This is a genomic window from Mycolicibacterium sp. HS_4_1 (genome assembly GCF_054515875.1).
The window spans coordinates 1,744,170-1,762,433 of the sequence record NZ_CM137261.1; the positions used below are offsets into that span (position 1 = coordinate 1,744,170).

Here is an 18,264-nt window from a genome sequence, read left to right on the forward strand (position 1 = left end):
CTAGGTTCACCTCAAATCAGCTTCGTCGGCCCGAATGGCCCACTGGGCGAAACGCTCGCCGGCCTCGCGTTGTTTCACGAAGTTGCGGACAACACGGTCGATGTAGTCGCCGAGCTCGGTGGCCAGCACCTTGTGCTGACGCAGCTTGCGGCCGAAACCGCTGTCCAGGCCCAGGCTGCCGCCCAGATGCACCTGGAAGCCCTCCTCGGGACCGTTGCCATCATCGATCATCTGCCCCTTGAAGCCGATGTCGGCGATCTGGATGCGCGCGCACGAGTTCGGGCAGCCGTTGAGGTTGATGGTGACCGGGACATCCAGTTCGGCGTTCAGGTCGGCCAGTCGCTGCTCGAGTTCGGGCACCAGCGTCTGGGCCCGGACGCGGGTCTCGGCGAACGACAGCTTGCAGTACTCGATGCCGGTGCAGGCCATCAGGTTCTTGCGCCAGTGCGACGGCCGGGTCTGCAGGCCCAGGGCGTCCAGGCCGGCGATCAGTTCTTCGACCTTGTCGTCGGGCACGTCGAGGATGATCAGCTTCTGGTACGGCGTCAGCCGGATCCGGTCCGAGCCCGCGGCCTCGGCCAGGTCGGCGACCTTGGTCAAGATGGTGCCCGAGGAGCGGCCGGCGATGGCCGCGACGCCGACGGCGTTGAGGCCGTTCTTGAGCTTCTGCACGCCGACGTGGTCGATGGTGTGGGGGACCTGCTCCGGGGCGGGACCGTCGATGAGCTTGCGGCCGAGGTATTCCTGTTCGAGAACGTCCCGGAATTTTTCTACGCCCCAGTCCTTGATCAGGAACTTCAGGCGGGCCTTGGAGCGCAGGCGGCGGTAGCCGTAGTCGCGGAAGACCTTGGTGATGGCTTCCCAGACGTCCGGCACCTCGGCCAGCGGCACCCAGGCGCCGAGGCGCTGGGCGAGCATCGGGTTGGTGGACAGCCCACCGCCCACCCAGATGTCCAGACCGGGGCCGTGCTCGGGGTGGTTGACGCCGATGAACGCGATGTCGTTGATCTCGTGGGCGACGTCCTGCAGACCCGAGATGGCGGTCTTGTACTTGCGGGGCAGGTTGGAGAACTCGGGGTTGCCGATGTAGCGGCTGACGATTTCGTCGACGGCCCAGCTGGGGTCGAGCACCTCGGTGAGGGACTCACCGGACAGCGGCCCACCCAGCACCACACGCGGGCAGTCGCCGCAGGCCTCGGTGGTCTGCAGGCCGACGGATTCGAGGCGACGCCAGATCTCCGGCACGTCCTCGACCCGGATCCAGTGGTACTGGATATTTTCGCGGTCGGTGATGTCGGCGCTGTCCTGCGCAAATTCGGTCGAAATCTCGCCGATGGTCCGCAGCGCCGCACTGGTGAGGGCGCCGCCGTCGCATCGCACCCGCATCATGAAATACGGGGCCTCGAGCATGTCGGCGTTGTCGTCGCCGGTGAAGGTGCCGTCATAGCCCTGTTCGCGCTGGGTGTACAGACCCATCCAGCGGTAGCGCCCACGCAGATCGTCCTTGCTGATGGACTCGAAACCCTGCTTGGAATGGACGTCGATGATGCGTTGCCGCACGTTCAGCGCGTCGTCTTCCAGCTTGAACACCTCATTGGCATTCAGCGGCTCACGATTGCCCAGCGCCCACTGGCCTTCGTCGCGGGTCTTGGCGGGTTTTGCTGTTGTCACGGGGGTGGTTTCCTTCGCACAAGAGCAGGCGTCGGATCACGCGTACACCGGGGCTGTCCGGCACTGCCGATCCTGTGCCAGCTGAAGATTCTGAGGTCAGATCTGCGGCATCAAGGCAGACAGCAACAGCTGCATACGCGCTTGAAGTCGACATGCCGCCGCATTACCAATGCGGAACCGAGGGTGCGGTTGAGGCTGGCGGACACCCGGCCATTCTGCCACGAACAGGGCATTCGGCCTAACTGGGCCAGATTCGGAATCAGCGCGAACAAAAAACTATCCCGTCGCTTCCGCTCGCCCAGGTCCGCTGGCTGCCGGGCTGCGGACATAACCAGCCGGTCGCGCGGTGCGACACTTGTCTGATGACAGATGCCGACACCAGCCGCACCGGGCCGTTCGGCATCTATATCCACGTGCCGTTCTGCGCGACCCGCTGCGGATACTGCGATTTCAACACCTATACCGCCGGTGAGCTGGGCGGAGCCAATCCGGAGGGCTGGCTGGCCGCGCTGCGCACCGAGTTGTCGGTGGCCGGTGCCCAGGTGGACCTGCCGGTCGACACGGTGTTCGTCGGCGGCGGCACGCCCTCGCTGCTGGGTGGCTCCGGGCTCCGCGCGGTGCTCGACGCGGTGCGGGCAAATTTCCGCCTCGATCCCGGCGCCGAGGTCACCACCGAATCCAATCCGGAGTCGACGTCGCCCCGGTTCTTCACCGAGTTGCTGGAGGCGGGCTACACCCGGGTCTCCCTGGGCATGCAGTCCACGGCGCCACACGTGCTGGCGGCACTGGACCGGACCCATTCCGCGGGCCGCGCCCCGGCTGCGGCGCGGGAAGCCCTGGCAGCCGGGTTCGCGCACGTCAACCTCGACCTCATCTACGGCACGCCGGGGGAGTCCGACGACGATCTGCGCCGTTCCGCGGATGCGGCCATCGACGCCGGTGTCGACCATGTATCGGCCTATGCGCTGATCGTGGAGGACGGCACCGCTCTCGCCCGGCGGGTGCGGCGCGGCGAGATCCTCGCGCCCGACGACGACGTGCTCGCCGCCCGCTACGAGCTGCTGGACGCGCACCTCAGCCAAGCCGGGCTGGACTGGTACGAGGTGTCGAACTGGAGCCGCCCCGGGGGCGAATGCCGGCACAACCTGGGCTACTGGGACGGCGGCCAGTGGTGGGGCGCCGGACCCGGCGCGCATGGGTTCGTCGGGACCCGACGGTGGTGGAATGTCAAGCACCCCAACGCTTATGCCGAGGCGCTGGCCGATGGCCAGCTGCCGGTCGCGGACTTCGAGGAATTGGACGACGCCACCCGGCATGTCGAGGACGTCATGTTGCGGTTGCGGCTGCGTTCCGGTTTGCCGGTGGCGGTGCTCACCCCCGCTGAGCGGGATCGGGCGCAGGATGCGGTGGCCGACGGCCTCGTGGCGGTCACCGACGACCGTCTGGTGTTGACCGATCCCGGTCGCTTGTTGGCCGACGCCGTGGTGCGCACAGTCCTGGACTGAAGCTGTCGCGAGGGCGGAAGCAAAAGCAGGCGCTGGGGCATGAATCACAGGGCGGGCGATGTTTTTTGGGTGAGGTTAGGCTAAATTAACTTTTGTGACTGCTGAAGCTCTAGACGCGGCGTCGGTGACGCGAATTGCCTTGCCCGCCGATGTCTCCCCGGCCGATCTGATCGCGCAACTGGCAGCCGAACTACCGGAGCGCTCCGGCGCCGACTACGTCGGTTACGAGCATTCGGGCGAGTGGGTGCTGGCCATCGGAGTGCGCACCGCCATCGAACTCGACTGTGACGAGTTGCGGATCGTCGGCGCCGGCGGCGCGGTCACTCGCCAGCTGTGGAGCGGCCGGCCCGGAGAGGTTCTCGGCGACGCCGTCGATCGGCTACTCCTGGAGACCGACCGGCTGTTCGGTTGGGTCGCTTTCGAATTCGGCGCGTACCGGTTCGGGCTGCAACAACGTCTCCCGGCGGGCACGCCGCTGGCGCGGGTCTTCAGCGCGCAGACCCAGGTGGCCGTCACCGGCGGTGAGGTGCGCGTGTCAGGCGACGGGGACGTCGTCGTCGAGACTCTCAATCGGCTGCTGCAGCAGCCGATTCCAGCAGCCGGGGCCACCCGTGCCGTCGACGTGAGTGTCGACGGCAGTGACTACCCGGCGCGGGTGGCCGCGGCAGTCGCCGAGATCGTTGCCGGCGACTACCAGAAGGTGATCCTGTCGCGCCGATTCGAGGTGCCGTTCGCGGTCGACTTCCCCGCGACATACCGCGTGGGCCGGGCGAACAACACCCCGGTACGGTCATTCCTGTTGCGGCTGGGCGGGATTCGCGCACTGGGCTTCAGTCCGGAGCTGGTGGCCGCGGTACGTGCCGACGGTGCCGTGATCACCGAACCGCTGGCCGGGACCCGGGCCTTCGGCCGCGGCCCGGATCACGACCGCGCGGCCCGCGAGGACTTGGAATCGAACTCGAAAGAGATTGTCGAGCATGCGATTTCGGTGCGCAGTTCGCAGGAGGAGATAGCCGAGGTGGCCAAGGCCGGCACCACCGTCGTCAGCGATTTCATGACGGTACGCGAGCGCGGCAGCGTTCAGCACCTCGGTTCGACCGTGTCCGGGCAACTGTCGGAACAGATGACCCGGATGCATGCGCTGGAGGCGCTCTTCCCGGCGGTGACCGCCTCCGGAATCCCCAAGGCCGAGAGTGTCGAAGCGATCATGCGACTCGACGAGTCACCGCGTGGCCTGTACTCGGGCGCGGTCGTGATGTTCAGCGCCGACGGCGGCATGGACGCGGCCCTGACGCTGCGGTCGGCCTATGAGGCGGACGGCCACACGTGGCTGCGGGCCGGCGCCGGGATCATCGCCGAGTCGACGCCGGAACGTGAGTTCGAGGAGACGTGCGAGAAGCTGACGACGCTCGCGCCGTATCTGGTGCCCCGCAGCTGACCTAGAAGTCCAGCCCGGCGGGGGTATCGGCGGGCGGTTCGCCACCGGCCTCGGTGAATGCGTGCAGCGCGCGGACCATGCCCTGGCGTTCGCGGGCCGGCATGGTCTCGATGACCCGGGCGATCTCGGCGCGACGGCGTGCGGCGACGGTGTCGACCACAGCGCGTCCCCGGCGAGTCAGTTCGACGACGATCTCGCGGCGGGAACTCGGGTGGGGACGCCGGTCGATCAGGCCGGCGGTGACCAGGCGCTCGGCCATTCGGCCGATGGTCGACGGCTGTACGTCGAGTTGACCGGCCAGCGTGGTCAGATTGGTCGCTCCGCGCGACGACAGGATCACCAGAACCCGAAGCTGGGGGACCGTCAACGTGTCGTCCACAACGGCAACCGAGCGGGCGGTGATATCCAGGAGCAGGCGCGATGCGGTGACGAGGGCATCGGCGATGGCGTCGACCGACGGCTCGCCGGTACTTCTCGACCATGCTGTCACCGTGTCACCTCCTCAGTGGGCAAGTATAATTTGCCCGCCTGTCAATTATGAAGCCGTTACCAAACGGTGACCTGCGGGGTATGGTGCACCGGTGGACAAGCTCGGATTAGCTGGCGCGACGCGCACCCGGCACCGCTGGTCGGTGGCGGTGGCGGCGCTGGTGATGCCGGCCGCGGCGTTTCTTGCCGCGGGCACCGCGACCCCACCCGATCACCGCGGCCGCGGAGGCGGATGTGTGCTGCGCGCAGGTCGTGCTGGCCGAGCCCACCGCTGCGCACTCGGGATCGCTGATCGTCGCCGAGGCGGCCGAGAGTTCGCGCGCCATGGCGCGCACCATCGCTTTGCCGGTGGGTATCGCGGCCGAGCGCGGCCTGCAGGTCGACACCGTCCTCGCGGAACGGGCCATCAGCGCGACGTTCCCGGAAATCCACACCATGATCGGGGTCCGCCCGGACGCGCTGCGCTGGCATCCCGAAGGCCTGGCGCTGGACATCATGGTGCCCGACTACGGGTCGTCCGCAGGCAAGGCGCTCGGGGACCGCATCCTGACCTACATACTGGCCAACGCGCAGCGGTTCGATCTGAACCACGTGATCTGGCGCCAGGTGATGTATTTCCCGGACGGTTCCGCGCACCGGATGCCGGACTACGGGGGCCCGGACGCCAATCGCTACACCCACGTGCACATCTCGACCAATGGCGGCGGCTATCCGACGGGTGGCGAGGCCTACGTCATGTCCGCGTCAGGGCCGACGCTCGTCGAGGGTGCACCGACACCGACCGTGACGTTCGTCAGCGCGCACTGAGCCCGGGGGCGGAGCCGTTCTCGGCGACGTCGTGGCGTGCCGGCGGTCGTCCCGCGCTGATCCGGGCACCGACGAGCGTAACGATGAAGAGCGCCAACAGCATCCAGCCCGATTCGGTGCCCAGCCCGTACTTGGCCATCAGCAATAGCGCCGCCCCGGCAGCGCAGACCAGCACACCTGCCAGGGTCGACGCGCGTCCTGTCGCCCGGACGCGGGCATCCCACCACCACAACGGGTTGTGCTCGAGCGGCGACAGCAGCAGGAACATGGCCGTCATCACCACCGCGAAGACCAGCGCCCGGATCGCGATGTTGCGCCAGAAGTAGGGGGCCGCAGGATCGTAGGCATCGAGGTTTGCCGCATGCAGGCCGAACGTCGCGATCGCGATGGCCGCAATGTGCCACAGATACAGCGTCATGGCCCCGCTGTTGCCCACCACGATCAGGTACCAGACCCGGGGGCGCTGCGCCCACCGGCGGACAGCGCCGGAGCAGGCGATGAACAGGCTCGGCATCCAGATGCACTGCAGGGCGAGCAACAGCGTAGGCGGGGTTACGTTGGACATGCGTTCGGCACCGGTGACCACCAGTGACACGTCGTACGGGCCGAGTTCGACAACCAGCACCTGGAGGGCGAGCGTGCCGGCGGCCACGATGAGGGCCGTGCCAGCGGCGACGAATCGGTGCGCGTAGACCGCACCGATGACCATCGGGATCAACCAGACCACAATCAGATTCGCCGCGCCGGCCGCCAACGTGTGCGTGCTGATCCGGGCCCAGTCGCCGAGCGCCGCCACCGCGAGCAGGGCAGCGACCACCAGCGCGGCAGATCGTCCCGACTGCAACCGGGCCATTGCGGGGACGAATGCCAGCACGATCAGATAGGTACCTAGGAACCAGAGCAGTGCCACCGCCTCGTTGCCCAGCGCGGCCGCGGATTCGGCACCCATGGTGAACCGCACCGCGATCAAGGCGACGGTCCAGGCACCCAGGTACCACAGCGCAGGCCGGCACAACCGCTGCGCGCGGGTGAAAAGCCATGTGCCCCAGGGTTTTCCGTCTCGCCAACTGTGCACGCCGGCGGCGGCTCCGGCAAAGAAGAACAACGGCATCACCTGAAGTACCCAGGTGGCCGGTTCCAGGCTGGGAAGCGCACCCAAGGTGTTGCCGATCTGGACACCATCAGCGGTGATCGTGGCGAGCAGCAGCGCGCAGTGACCGAACATCACCACGAGCAGCGCACCGAGCCGTGCCACATCGATGCTGCGGTCGCGGTCGGGCGCGGTGCGGTCGATCACGGTCCGGAAGTCGGGCAGGAGTCTCGCCATGAGCTGATGATGCCCGAGCGCCGGGCGGCGCGGATGAGTGTGACTACTCAGAGCCCGTGCGGATCACCGCGGCGGCGGCAACGTCGTGCCGGTCGATGAACCGGCGAATGCGGGCCACCGCGAACACGATGCAGAGCACCACGAGGGTTGGGCCGGTCGCGACGATGACGAACTGTGAGAAATCCACCGGGTAGTTGAAGATCATGTAGAGGGCGAACACGGGATAGAAACCGCAGAGCAGCCCGAGCCCGACGCACATCTGCGTGTGCAGCCGGTGCCAGTCCTGGATGCTCTGCTCGGTCCAGCCGCGGTCGGGCAGAGCCGTCTCGGCGAGCGCGGGGGAGATGACGCCGGCGACCTTCTTCGAATTCGGCTTGCGCAGCAGTCCGCTGATGGCGAATGACCAGACCAGTAGGGACATCGGGACGAGCTCGAGCGCTTGGACAATGCGCGGGTTCTTGGTGGTGAGCGCGATGGTGAGCGAGCACGCGGCGCCGATGATCACCACGACGTTCGCGGGCTCGACCTGCCGCTTGCGCACCATGGTCAGCGCGCCCTGCAGAGCCGCGGTGATGATCGCTCCGACCAGCGCCAGGTACGGCTCGAAGTCGAACATGCGCAGCACGTAGTACGCGACCAGCGGGGGCACGGTGTTGATCGCCGTGTTGACGATGTACTCGCGCAGGGTCTTCGGGGTATCTGACATTGAGGACAGGCTCCTTATTTTTTTGCGTCTGCTCGCGAGGGATGTGCTGGTCAGGTCATGGTGGCGGCAATCGCGCGCGCGATGGTTTTCTTGTCGACCTTGCCGACCGCGGTCACCGGCAGTGACGGCTGCGCGACGAGGGTGTCAGGGCGGCTGTGCACCGCGACCCCGCGGCCGTCGAGGTAGGCGTTGAGATCGCTGAGGCTGACCGCTGGTCCGCCGAAAACGACCACAGCACAGATTTTTTCGCCAAGATACGGGTCGGGTAGCGGGACCGCAGCCGCAGCCTGGATCGCCGGGTGCGTGAGCAAGTGCTCCTCGAGGTCGAGCGCCGAGATGGTCTCGCCGCCACGATGGATGACGTCCTTGATGCGTCCGGTGACCTCGAGATAGCCGTCGGCCCGGCGCCGCACCCGATCCCCACTACGGTAGAAGCCATCGGGGCTGAACGACCGTTCGTTGTCGGACGGCGCCCGGTAGTAGCCGCCCAGGGTGTACGGCCCACGCACCAGAAGCTCGCCTTCGCCGCCCGGTGGCACGTCGGCACCGTCGTCGTCGACGACGCGCAGCTCATCGTCGGGGCACAGCGGTGCCCCTTGCGTGTGGTCGAGCAGTTCTGGGTCGTCGCCGGGGCGGGTGTAGTTGATGAGCCCCTCGGCCATGCCGAAAACCTGTTGCAGGCCGGGGGTCAGCGCGGCGCGGACCGCCGCAGCGTCGGGTGCGGACAGCTTGGCGCCGCCGACCTGGAGCAGTCGCAACGTGGTGGGGCGCTGCGTTTCCCAATCGCAGGCCTGCGTCCAGAGGCTGGCCAGCGCGGGCACCAATGCGCAGACGGTGACGCCGTGCCGGGCGATCGTCGCGAACGCGGACTCGGGGCTGGGGTCGGTGGTGAACACGGTGGCCGCGCCGACGGACAGCGCGCCGAGCATTCCCGGGCAGGACAGTGGGAAGTTGTGTGCCGCCGGCAGCACCGTCAGATACACATCCGCACTGGTCATTTCGCAGAGCTCGGCGCTGGCGGTGGCGTTGTAGTAGTAGTCGTCGTGGGTGCGGGGGATGAGCTTCGGCGCGCCCGTTGTGCCGCCCGACACCAGCAGCAGCGCGGGTTCGGCAGTGTCGACTGTCGGCGCCGGTACCGGAGCTCTTCCGAAAAGCGAAGTCCAACTGATGAATTCATCGGCCTCGCCGTCGACGATCACGTGCCGGAGGCTCGGGTGCTCGGTGACCAGCTCGCGGGCCATGTCGCGATAGTCGAAACCGCCGAACCGGTCGGCGATGACGAGGGCGACTGCGCCGCTGACCGCCGCGAAATGGCCGAGTTCGGCGCGGCGGTGGGCGGGCAGGCACATGACGGGTACGGCGCCGATGCGCAGTAGCCCGAACAGGGCGATGGGGAAGTTGGCGGTGTTGGGCAATTGCAGCAGCACCCGGTCGCCGACTCCGATCCCCAGCGCGGCGAATCCGGCGGCCGCCTCAGAGGCCAGCTGATCGAGTTGGGCAAACGTGTAGGACGCAGACGGATCGATGACGGCGACGCGGTCCGGCCACTGCCGTGCACCGTCGGAAAGCGGGCTGTACAGCGGTTTTCCAGCCCAGTAGCCCGCTCGCCGGTAGTGCTCAGCGCGGTCGTCCGGAACCGGTATGAAACCATCCAGCAAATGTTGGGTGGCCTCGGTGGAGGCAGTGGTGCGCGTCACGGCGGGTCCCTCGGGGTAGGCATGGAGGCAGCGGCAATATAGGGTAGCCTAATCAAAATTAGGACAGCCTGTCTTTAGGTATTTGGGAGGATTTTGTGGGCGTCGTGGCAGTGAATTCGGAGGCCATCCGCGAGGAAGTTGCCGAACTGCTCGGTGTCCGTGCCGACTCCCTGGATCCAGGCGCCGACTTGATCGGTCAGGGGCTGGACTCGATCCGCATGATGTCGTTGGCCGGGCGCTGGCGAAAGCAGGGCATCGACATCGACTTCGCGGCCCTGGCCGCCGAGCCGACCATTACGGCCTGGTCCGCACTACTGTCCGCGGCGGGGGGTCTGCAGCGCACGGATTTGGTGGTAGCGCAAGCTGATTCAGCGTGGGGCGCCGACCATGACCAGCCGTTCGGCCTGGCCCCGATGCAGCACGCCATGTGGATCGGCCGGGAAGACGACCAGCAACTGGGCGGCGTCGCCGGACACCTCTATGTCGAGTTCGACGGCCGTGGGGTCGACGCGCAGCGATTGACCGCTGCGGCAACGACATTGGCGGCACGGCATCCCATGCTGCGGGTCGAGTTCCTGCCTGACGGCACCCAGCGCATCGCCGAGCTCGACGGCGACTTCCCGGTGACCGTCACCGACCTGCGGCACCTGCCTGCCGACCAGATCGCAGCGCAACTGGCGCAGACCCAACGCCGTAAGGCACACCAGCAATTGGCCGGCCAGGTTTTTGAACTGAGCCTGACTCTGCTTCCGGACGGAGCCACCCGTCTGCACGTCGACCTGGATATGCAGGCTGCCGACGCCATGAGCTACCGCACCCTCATGGCTGATCTCGCGGCGCTGTACTGCGGTGTCGGACTGGCTCCGCTGGCCTACACGTACCGCGAATACCGCTTGGCCGTGGCGCAGTCAGCGGCGCAGCCCGACTCCAAGGCAGAAGCCGATCGGCGGTGGTGGGGCGACCGGCTCCCCGAGCTGCCTGATCCGCCGCGCCTGCCGCTGGTACCGACCGCCGAGCAGAACGACCCGCGGCACACCACCCGGCGCTGGCACTGGCTGGCCCCCGAGGTGCGCGACGCGCTGTACGCCGCCGCACGCCGGCGCGGCATCACGCCGGCGATGGCCCTGGCCGCGTCGTTCTCCGACGCCCTCGCCTGCTGGTCGGCCGGCCAGCGCTTCCTGTTGAACGTGCCACTGTTCGGGCGCGAACAACGCCACGCCGACGTCGACCGCCTGGTGGGGGACTTCACGTCGTCGCTGCTGCTCGACGTCGACTTGACCGACGCGGCCACCGCAACCCAGCGGTCCGCCGTGCTGCAGGGGGCATTCCGCAGTGCCGCAGCACATTCCGGGTACTCCGGGCTGGAGGTCCTCAGGGACCTCAGCCGACACCGCGGGACGCAGGTGCTTGCGCCCGTGGTGTTCACCAGTGCCCTCGGCCTCGGCGAGTTGTTCGGTGCGGCAGTGATCGAGACCTTTGGCGCCCCGGTGTGGATCAACTCTCAAGGGCCGCAAGTGATGCTGGACGCCCAGGTGACCGAATTCAACGGCGGTGTCCTGGTCAACTGGGATGTGCGCGAGGACGCGTTCCCACAGGGCGTCATCGACGCGATGTTCGCGCGGCACATCGCCGAGCTGGAGCGGCTGGCCACCGATGACACCGCGTGGGAGGCGCCCACCCAGGAACCGCTGTCCGCAACGCAGCGCGCGGTCCGCGACGCGGCCAACAGCCGTACCGCGGCGCCCAGTGGCGCGGCGTTGCACACCGGCTTCTTCTCCTCGGCTGCCGCCCGGCCGGCCGCCACGGCGATGATCAGCGAAGCCCGCCAGTGGACGTATGCCGAACTGGCCGAGGAAGTTTCGGCCGTGGCGTCCGCGCTGCAGATCGCCGGCATCGCCCCCGGAGACACCATTGCGGTGCTCGGGCCCAAGGGCGCCGAGCAGATCATCGCCCTGCTCGCCATCCTCGCTGCGGGCGGCGTCTACCTGCCCATCGGGGTCGACCAGCCAGCCGACCGTACCGAGAAGATCCTTGCCACCGGCGGCGTCCGAATGGCGTTGTACTGCAGCGGGGGCGAGCGCAGCGACGGGAAGGCAGGTGATCTGGCGCCGTCGTGGAAGCCGTCGCTCACCGTGACCGAGGCGCTGCGCATCGGGCGTCGCGCGCAGGGGCCGTTCGTGCCCGCGGCCACCGATCCGCACGACCTGGCCTATGTGCTGTTCACCTCCGGCTCCACCGGTGAGCCCAAGGGCGTCGAGGTCACCCACGACGCGGCCATGAACACTGTCGAATTCCTCTACGGGCACTTCGACATCGGACCCGCCGACCGTTGCCTGGCGCTCGCGACCCTGGAATGCGACCTGTCGGTGCTCGACATGTTCGCCACCCTGGCCACCGGCGGCAGCATCGTCGTGGTCGACGAGCCGTACCGCCGCGATCCCGACCGCTGGGCCGCTCTCATCGCCGAGCACGGCGTGACGGTGCTCAACTTCCTGCCGGGCTGGCTGGAGATGCTCGTCGAGGTGGGTGCCGGGCGTCTGGACACCGTGCGGGTGGTGCTCACCGGCGGCGACTGGGTCCGGACCGCCATGGTCCGGCACCTGCAGGCGCAGGCGCCCGGGGTTCAGGTAGCCGGACTCGGTGGCGCTACCGAAACCGCGATCCACGCAAACATTTTCGAGGTCGATGAGCTGCCGGACGCCTGGTCGGCGGTGCCCTATGGCGTGCCATTCACCAACAACGCCTGCCGAGTGGTCAACGAGGCCGGCCAGGACTGCCCCGACTGGGTGGCCGGCGAACTGTGGTTCACCGGCCGGGGCATCGCCTCGGGTTACCGGGGCCGGCCGGACCTGACCGCCGACCGCTTCGTGCGCTACGCGGGCCGAACCTGGTACCGCTCAGGAGATCTGGCGCGCTATCGGCCGGACGGGATGCTCGAGTTCGTCGGGCGTGCCGATCACCGCGTGAAGATCAGCGGGTACCGCATCGAGCTCGGTGACGTCGAAGCCGCGCTGCAGCGCGTGCCCGGGGTACGGGCCGCGGTGGCCGGTGTGGTCTGCGGGCACGATCGCGGCCACGACGTACTGGCAGCGTTGGTGTCGGTCGAAGACCCGGACCTCACCGTGGAGCAGATCGGCACGGCTGTGGCCGAACTCGTCCCGCCGCACATGATTCCGCGGCAGATGCAGGTGGTTACGGCGATTCCGTTCACCGTCGGCGGCAAGACCGACCGTCGGGCCGCGGCCGGTCAACTTGCGGCACTCGTTCAGACAGCTGAAGGCGCCGGACGGGCGCTCCCGGAAACCACTCTCGAGCGGGCGCTGGCAGCGATCGTCTCGGATGTCTTGACGGTTGCCGGTGACATCGGCGTTCACGACGACTTCTTCGAGCTCGGTGGTGACTCGGTGCTGGCGACCGCCACCGTGGCGCGCCTCCGGAAGTGGCTGGACACCCCGACCGTCGGCGTACCGGACATCTTCGCCGCCCGCACCGTGCGGGCGCTGGCCCAGCGGCTCATCGGCCGCGAGAACGGCAGCGGACGGCTGGAATTGGTTGCCGAGCTCTACCTGGAGATTGCACAGATGAACCACGACGACGTGCTGTCCGCGCTGGATCCGGCGGTCGTCTCATGACCGAGATCAACACCGCCATCGGGACTGAGATGACGGGGGCCTTCGCGCCGTGGATCAAGCGCTACCCGGGCTCCGCTGACAACGGGGCGGTCGTCGTCTTCCCACATGCCGGCGGTGCCGCCGTGGCCTACCGGGACCTCGCAACCACGCTGTCGGGTAAGGGGGTCGACACCTACGTCGTGCAGTACCCGCGCCGTGCCGATCGGTTGGCGCATCCGCCGCACCCGACGGTCGAGCAGCTGGCCGTCGACCTCTTCGCCGCAGGTGACTGGGCGGGCGCGGGCCCGCTCCGCCTCGTCGGGCACTGCATGGGTGCGGTGGTGGCGTTCGAGTTCGCGCGGGTCGCCGAACAGCACGGCGCTGCGGTGCACAGCGTGTGGGCGTCAGCCGGCCAAGCGCCGTGCGATGTCGTCGACGCACCGCCGCTGCCGACCGATCCTCGCGAAATGCTGGCCGAGATGGTCGATCTCGGTGGCACCGACCCCCGCTTGCTGGCCGACCCGGATTTCGTGGAACTGCTGCTGATGGCGGTGGGCGCCGACTACGCGGCGCTCAACCGGTACCTGGGCGGTGGCCGCATCGCCGCCGACATCCACGCCCTCGGTGGACGCGACGACCACCGCATCGACCAGGACATGCTGCGGCGCTGGGAGAACCACACGTCGGGCGCCTTCACCCTGACCGAGTTCGACGGCGGCCACTTCTACCTCAACGACCACCTGGACGCGCTCGCGGACGTGATCAGTGCGCGCTGACTCGATGGGTGCCGAAGATCCGGTGGTCATCGTCGGAATGGCGGTTGAAGCCCCCGGAGACGTAGACGACGCCGAAAGTTATTGGCAACTGCTGTCTTCCGGGCGGGAGGCGCTGGGCGCATTCCCGCAAGACCGCGGCTGGCCGGTGTGTGACCTGCTCGCCGGCTCGCGCCGCGACGGTTTCAAACGCATCCACAACCGCGGCGGATTCCTTTCCGGCGCAGCGCTGTTCGACCCCTCGTTCTTCGGCATCTCGCCGCGCGAGGCCGTGGCGATGGACCCACAGCAGCGGGTCGCGCTGCGGGTGACGTGGCGGGCGCTGGAGGACGCGGGGATCAACCCGGACGACCTGGCCGGCCACGACGTGGGGTGTTACATCGGCGCCTCCGGCACCGGGTATGGCCCCGACCTCGCCGAATACTCCGACCTGAGCGGACATCTGATCACCGGGACGTCATTGGGCGTGATCTCCGGGCGCATCGGCTACCTACTAGGGCTCGATGGGCCCGCACTCACCATCGACACGTCGTGTTCGTCGGCGTTGACGGCGTTCCACACCGCAGTGCAGGCCCTGCGGACGGGCGACTGCGGCATGGCCCTGGCCGGCGGGGTGTGTGTGATGGGGTCGCCGGGCTACTTCGTCGAATTCGCGAAGCAGCACGCTCTCTCGGACGACGGGTACTGCCGCCCCTACAGCGCGCAGGCCAGTGGCACCGTGTGGGCCGAAGGTGCCGGAATGTTCGTCCTCGAACGAAAGTCGTCGGCGCAGCGCAACGGCCACCGCGTGCTCGCGGAGGTACGGGCCAGTTGCCTCAACCAGGACGGGCGCAGCACCGGGCTGACCGCGCCCAGCGGGTCTGCCCAGGCGCGGCTGTTCGGCCGCGCGCTCGAGCTCTCCGGCGCCCGGCCCGACCAGATCGGGATGATCGAAGGGCACGGCACCGGCACCAAACTCGGCGACCGGACCGAGCTGAACTCGCTGGCCCAGACGTACGGTGCCACCGCACCCGGGCAGGGCGCGGTCCTCGGCTCGGTGAAGTCCAACGTCGGACACAGCCAGGCCGCCGCCGGCGCCCTCGGCCTGGCCAAGGTTTTGGTTGCGGCCGCGCACGCCACCATCCCGGCCAGCCTGCACACCGCGCAGGCGAGTGCTGAAATCGACTGGAGTGCGCAGGGACTGACGCTCGCCACCGACCACACGCCGTGGCCGGCGCGCGGCGGCGAGCGTCTCGCCGCGGTCTCGGCCTTCGGGATGAGCGGCACCAACGCACACGTCATCGTCGCGATGCCCGAGGAGGACGTGGCGTGATGAGCCTGTCGCACTTTCCCGACGGTCGCGTACCCGTCCTGCTCAGCGCCCATACCCATGAATTGCTGGCGGCCGAGGCGACCGGTGTCGCCGACTACCTGGATCGAATCGGCGCCATAGGCATCGGCGCGGTGGCGGCGACGCTGTTGCGGCTGCGCCGTCGTCGCCGGTTCCGGGCCGTCGTGCGCGCCCATGACGCCACCGAATTGGCAGCCGCACTGCGGGCGCTGGCAGCGGGGGAGGAGCACCCGCTGGTGGCGGTTTCCTCTCGGACCGCGGCTCCCCGGACGGCGTTCGTGTTCCCGGGCAACGGCGGCCAGTGGCCGTCGATGGGTACCGACGCATATCGGCAGCTTCCGGTGTACCGGGCCGCGGCCGACCGCTGTGCCGAGATGTTCGACGCCGCGGGGATCGACTCACCGCTGAACTTCCTGGTCGATCCCGTCGACCGGGAGTGGGCCCAAATCCACAGCCAGAGCGCGCAGTTCACGCATGCCGTCGCGCTGACCTCGGTCTGGCAGGCACTGGGCATCGCGCCCGATTGCACGCTGGGCCACAGCCTCGGTGAAATCGCCGCGGCATACGTCGCCGGTGCCATGACGCTGGGCGAGGCGGTCGCAGTGGTCATCGCTCGGGCCGGGGCATTGGACGGCCTGGCCGGCGACTTCGGCGCCGCGAGCCTGGGCGTGAGTATCGACGAAGCACAGCAAGCGGTTTCGGCCGCCGCCGGCTGGATGGAATTGTCGGTGGTCAACTCGGCGGCCTCGGTCGTGGTGTCCGGGGACCGGAGCTCCGTCGCAGACCTGGTGTCGGACATGCAGTCCCGCGGCCGCTTCGCGCGCGTCATCGCCATGAGCTTCCCCGCCCACACCAGTGCGCTGGACCCGCTGCGGACTCAACTGCTGGCCAGCCTGTCGACCCGGGCGCCGGAGGCCGAGTTCCGTTCGGGGACAGTACCGTTCATCGGATCGGTGACCGGGCAGGCTGTCGATGCGGGTACCGAGTTCGGTGACTACTGGTACCGCAACCTGCGGAACACCGTGCGGTTCGACCGGGCCGCCGTGACGACGCGGGACAGCGGCGTCGAGGCATTCATCGAGATATCGGCGCATCCCGCGTTGCTGCACGCACTCGCCGACACCGATGCACCGCTGATCGTCGGCTCGGGACGCCGCGACGAGGCGCTGGCCGACGTGCTCTCCGACAACATCGCCACGGTGGCCGTGGCCGACCCGGACTACGACTGGGCCGGGCACGTCGAGCCGAACCAACCCATGTTGCGCGGATTTCCACATGCGCCGATGGCGGCGATGCACCTCTGGGCCGCCCCGGAACCACTGCCGCCGGTGACGGCCCTCACGGTCGCTGCCGAACACTGGCAGCCGCAGCCGGAAGAGACCGTGCCTCTGATCATCCGGCGCGCCGCGGTGCTGGAGCTCGCGGGACCGCGCGCTGCGCTCGGCGACCGCCTCCGCGACGGGGTGCGGGCCAATCTCGGCACGCTCTTGGTGGAGCCGGCCGAGGCTGATCTGCTGATCGTCGTCGCACCGATGCTCGATCACCCCGATACCGAGGCGGCGATCAGGGACATGGCCGAATTGATCCGCGGTGGGCTGTGCGACTACCCGAATGCCATTGGGCCGCAGTGCAACGATGTGTGGCTGGTGACCGTCGGGGGCGAGCACGTGCGCGACGACGAGCCGGTGGCGCTGCCGGCCCAGGCGGCGCTGGCCGCCATGCACCGCAGCATCGGTTTCGACCATCCGGATCAGTCTTTCCGCCACCTCGACCTGGCATCCTGGGAACTCGACGCCCCGTCGGCGACCGCCGTCATCGACACCATGCTGGGTACGGGAACCGAAGTAGCGCTGCGTGATTCGCGGCAGTACCGACGCGGTCTCCAGGCCCTGCCGGACGCTGAAGCACCGGCGCCCGGGCTCCTCGACAACGTGGTGGTCACCGGCGGCAACGGCGCCGTCGGGCTGCATTTCGCGCGGACCCTCGCCGCCGCGGGTGCCCGGCGCATCGTGCTGGTGAGCCGCAGCGGTACCGATGCGCAGCAATTGGCTGAGTTCGCGCAGAGCACAGAGGTGGTGTCGGTGCAATGCGACATCACGTCGTCCGAGCAGATTTCTGCCGCGGCGGCCGCCCATGCCGGTGACGGTGCGACGCTCGTGGTCCATGCCGCCGGCGCGGCGGTGTTCGACTCGACGGTCGGCGCTGACGAATTCATCGACACCGCGGCCGCCAAGGTGGCCGGGCTGGCCCGGCTGGCCGAGCACTGGCCGCTGCGATCCGATGCCCGAATCCTGGTGTGCTCATCGGTGTCCGGACTATGGGGCGGGCTCGGCCATGTCGCCTATGCGGCCGTGAACCGCATGCAGGATGTGATGGCCGGGCAGTTCCGTGCCGAGGGGATCGACTGTGTGGCCGTGCGGTGGGGGCTGTGGCCGGGTGGCGGCATCGTCGGTACCGAGGAGGTGGCGCGGATCGAGCGCGCCGGGCTGCGTGAAATGGACCCGGACGTCGCCATCGAGGCGGCCCTGGGCACCCGCGCACCCGCCCCGCTGATCTTCAGCGCCGATGCCGAGCGGTTGGCGACGCTGCTCGGCGCGGCTCCGGTGGCCGCGGAATCGCCGGCACCGCAGCAGGTTCCGGTCTCCGTGGAAGGCGGCGCCGACGCCGAAGACGTCGTCCGTCATGAACTGTCGGTGGTGCTCAAACTGGGCGACCCCGCCGGCATAGACCTGACCGCGGCCCTGTTCGACCTGGGCCTGGATTCGCTGCTGGCACTGGACCTGCGCAAGCGACTGCGCCGGGGCACCGGCCGGTCCGTGCCGCTGGCCGGACTGCTCAGCGGCATCACCGGTATCGAACTGGTGGATTTGCTAACCGATAGATCAGAAAAGGTGGAGAGCTAGCGTGACC

The 18,264-nt window shown here is 68.5% G+C and carries 13 protein-coding genes; 7 read left to right on the top strand and 6 right to left on the bottom strand.

Annotated elements, in window-relative coordinates; genetic code table 11:
• Positions 1–6: 6 nt before the first annotated feature.
• The gene (locus ACX12F_RS08285) at positions 7–1,671 is read right to left on the bottom strand and encodes a nitrite/sulfite reductase (protein WP_459369119.1); all 1,665 of its coding nucleotides are present in this window, start codon (positions 1,669–1,671) and stop codon (positions 7–9) included.
• A gap of 110 nt (positions 1,672–1,781) precedes the next feature.
• Positions 1,782–2,000 carry an Ms4527A family Cys-rich leader peptide gene (locus ACX12F_RS08290; protein ID WP_459369120.1) on the bottom strand — a complete coding sequence of 73 codons (219 nt, stop codon included), beginning with the start codon at positions 1,998–2,000 and terminating at the stop codon, positions 1,782–1,784.
• A gap of 33 nt (positions 2,001–2,033) precedes the next feature.
• On the opposite strand from ACX12F_RS08290, the gene hemW reads away from it, so the two are divergent.
• Both hemW and ACX12F_RS08300 read left to right on the top strand, forming a co-directional pair.
• Positions 2,034–3,176: a radical SAM family heme chaperone HemW gene (hemW, locus tag ACX12F_RS08295; protein WP_459369121.1), complete on the top strand. Its 1,143-nt coding sequence runs from the start codon at positions 2,034–2,036 to the stop codon at positions 3,174–3,176.
• Positions 3,177–3,270: 94 nt separating this feature from the next.
• Positions 3,271–4,614, top strand: coding sequence for a salicylate synthase (locus tag ACX12F_RS08300; RefSeq protein ID WP_459369122.1), 1,344 nt, complete (start codon positions 3,271–3,273; stop codon positions 4,612–4,614).
• A gap of 1 nt (position 4,615) precedes the next feature.
• Here ACX12F_RS08300 and ACX12F_RS08305 read toward each other — a convergent pair whose 3' ends face one another.
• Positions 4,616–5,104 carry a MarR family winged helix-turn-helix transcriptional regulator gene (locus ACX12F_RS08305; RefSeq protein ID WP_459369123.1) on the bottom strand — a complete coding sequence of 163 codons (489 nt, stop codon included), beginning with the start codon at positions 5,102–5,104 and terminating at the stop codon, positions 4,616–4,618.
• 233 nt (positions 5,105–5,337) lie between these two features.
• Between ACX12F_RS08305 and ACX12F_RS08310 the strand changes: the two genes are divergently transcribed.
• Positions 5,338–5,910 (top strand): VldE C-terminal domain-containing protein, encoded by a 573-nt coding sequence (locus ACX12F_RS08310; RefSeq protein WP_459369124.1) that lies wholly within the window; start codon positions 5,338–5,340, stop codon positions 5,908–5,910.
• On the opposite strand, the gene ACX12F_RS08315 is transcribed toward ACX12F_RS08310, so the two are convergent.
• The 3 genes from ACX12F_RS08315 to ACX12F_RS08325 are packed head-to-tail and all read right to left on the bottom strand — an operon-like array spanning position 5,897 to position 9,640.
• Positions 5,897–7,237 carry an acyltransferase family protein gene (locus tag ACX12F_RS08315; RefSeq protein ID WP_459369125.1) on the bottom strand — a complete coding sequence of 447 codons (1,341 nt, stop codon included), beginning with the start codon at positions 7,235–7,237 and terminating at the stop codon, positions 5,897–5,899. The genes ACX12F_RS08310 and ACX12F_RS08315 overlap by 14 nt on opposite strands.
• Before the next feature lie 43 nt (positions 7,238–7,280).
• Positions 7,281–7,943 carry a VC0807 family protein gene (locus ACX12F_RS08320; protein ID WP_459369126.1) on the bottom strand — a complete coding sequence of 221 codons (663 nt, stop codon included), beginning with the start codon at positions 7,941–7,943 and terminating at the stop codon, positions 7,281–7,283.
• Positions 7,944–7,993: 50 nt separating this feature from the next.
• A complete protein-coding gene (locus tag ACX12F_RS08325) occupies positions 7,994–9,640 on the bottom strand; it encodes a (2,3-dihydroxybenzoyl)adenylate synthase (RefSeq protein ID WP_459369127.1) in 1,647 nt (548 codons plus the stop codon).
• A gap of 104 nt (positions 9,641–9,744) precedes the next feature.
• On the opposite strand from ACX12F_RS08325, the gene ACX12F_RS08330 reads away from it, so the two are divergent.
• From ACX12F_RS08330 to mbtD, 4 genes are read left to right on the top strand one after another with little or no spacing between them, the layout of a single operon-like run.
• Positions 9,745–13,272: a non-ribosomal peptide synthetase gene (locus ACX12F_RS08330; protein ID WP_459369128.1), complete on the top strand. Its 3,528-nt coding sequence runs from the start codon at positions 9,745–9,747 to the stop codon at positions 13,270–13,272.
• Positions 13,269–14,027 carry a thioesterase II family protein gene (locus tag ACX12F_RS08335; RefSeq protein WP_459369129.1) on the top strand — a complete coding sequence of 253 codons (759 nt, stop codon included), beginning with the start codon at positions 13,269–13,271 and terminating at the stop codon, positions 14,025–14,027. The genes ACX12F_RS08330 and ACX12F_RS08335 overlap by 4 nt, the downstream gene beginning before the upstream one ends.
• Before the next feature lie 4 nt (positions 14,028–14,031).
• Positions 14,032–15,336: a beta-ketoacyl [acyl carrier protein] synthase domain-containing protein gene (locus ACX12F_RS08340; RefSeq protein WP_459369130.1), complete on the top strand. Its 1,305-nt coding sequence runs from the start codon at positions 14,032–14,034 to the stop codon at positions 15,334–15,336.
• Positions 15,336–18,257 (top strand): mycobactin polyketide synthase MbtD, encoded by a 2,922-nt coding sequence (mbtD, locus tag ACX12F_RS08345; RefSeq protein WP_459369131.1) that lies wholly within the window; start codon positions 15,336–15,338, stop codon positions 18,255–18,257. Before ACX12F_RS08340 ends, mbtD begins: the two co-directional genes overlap by 1 nt.
• Positions 18,258–18,264 lie beyond the last annotated feature (7 nt).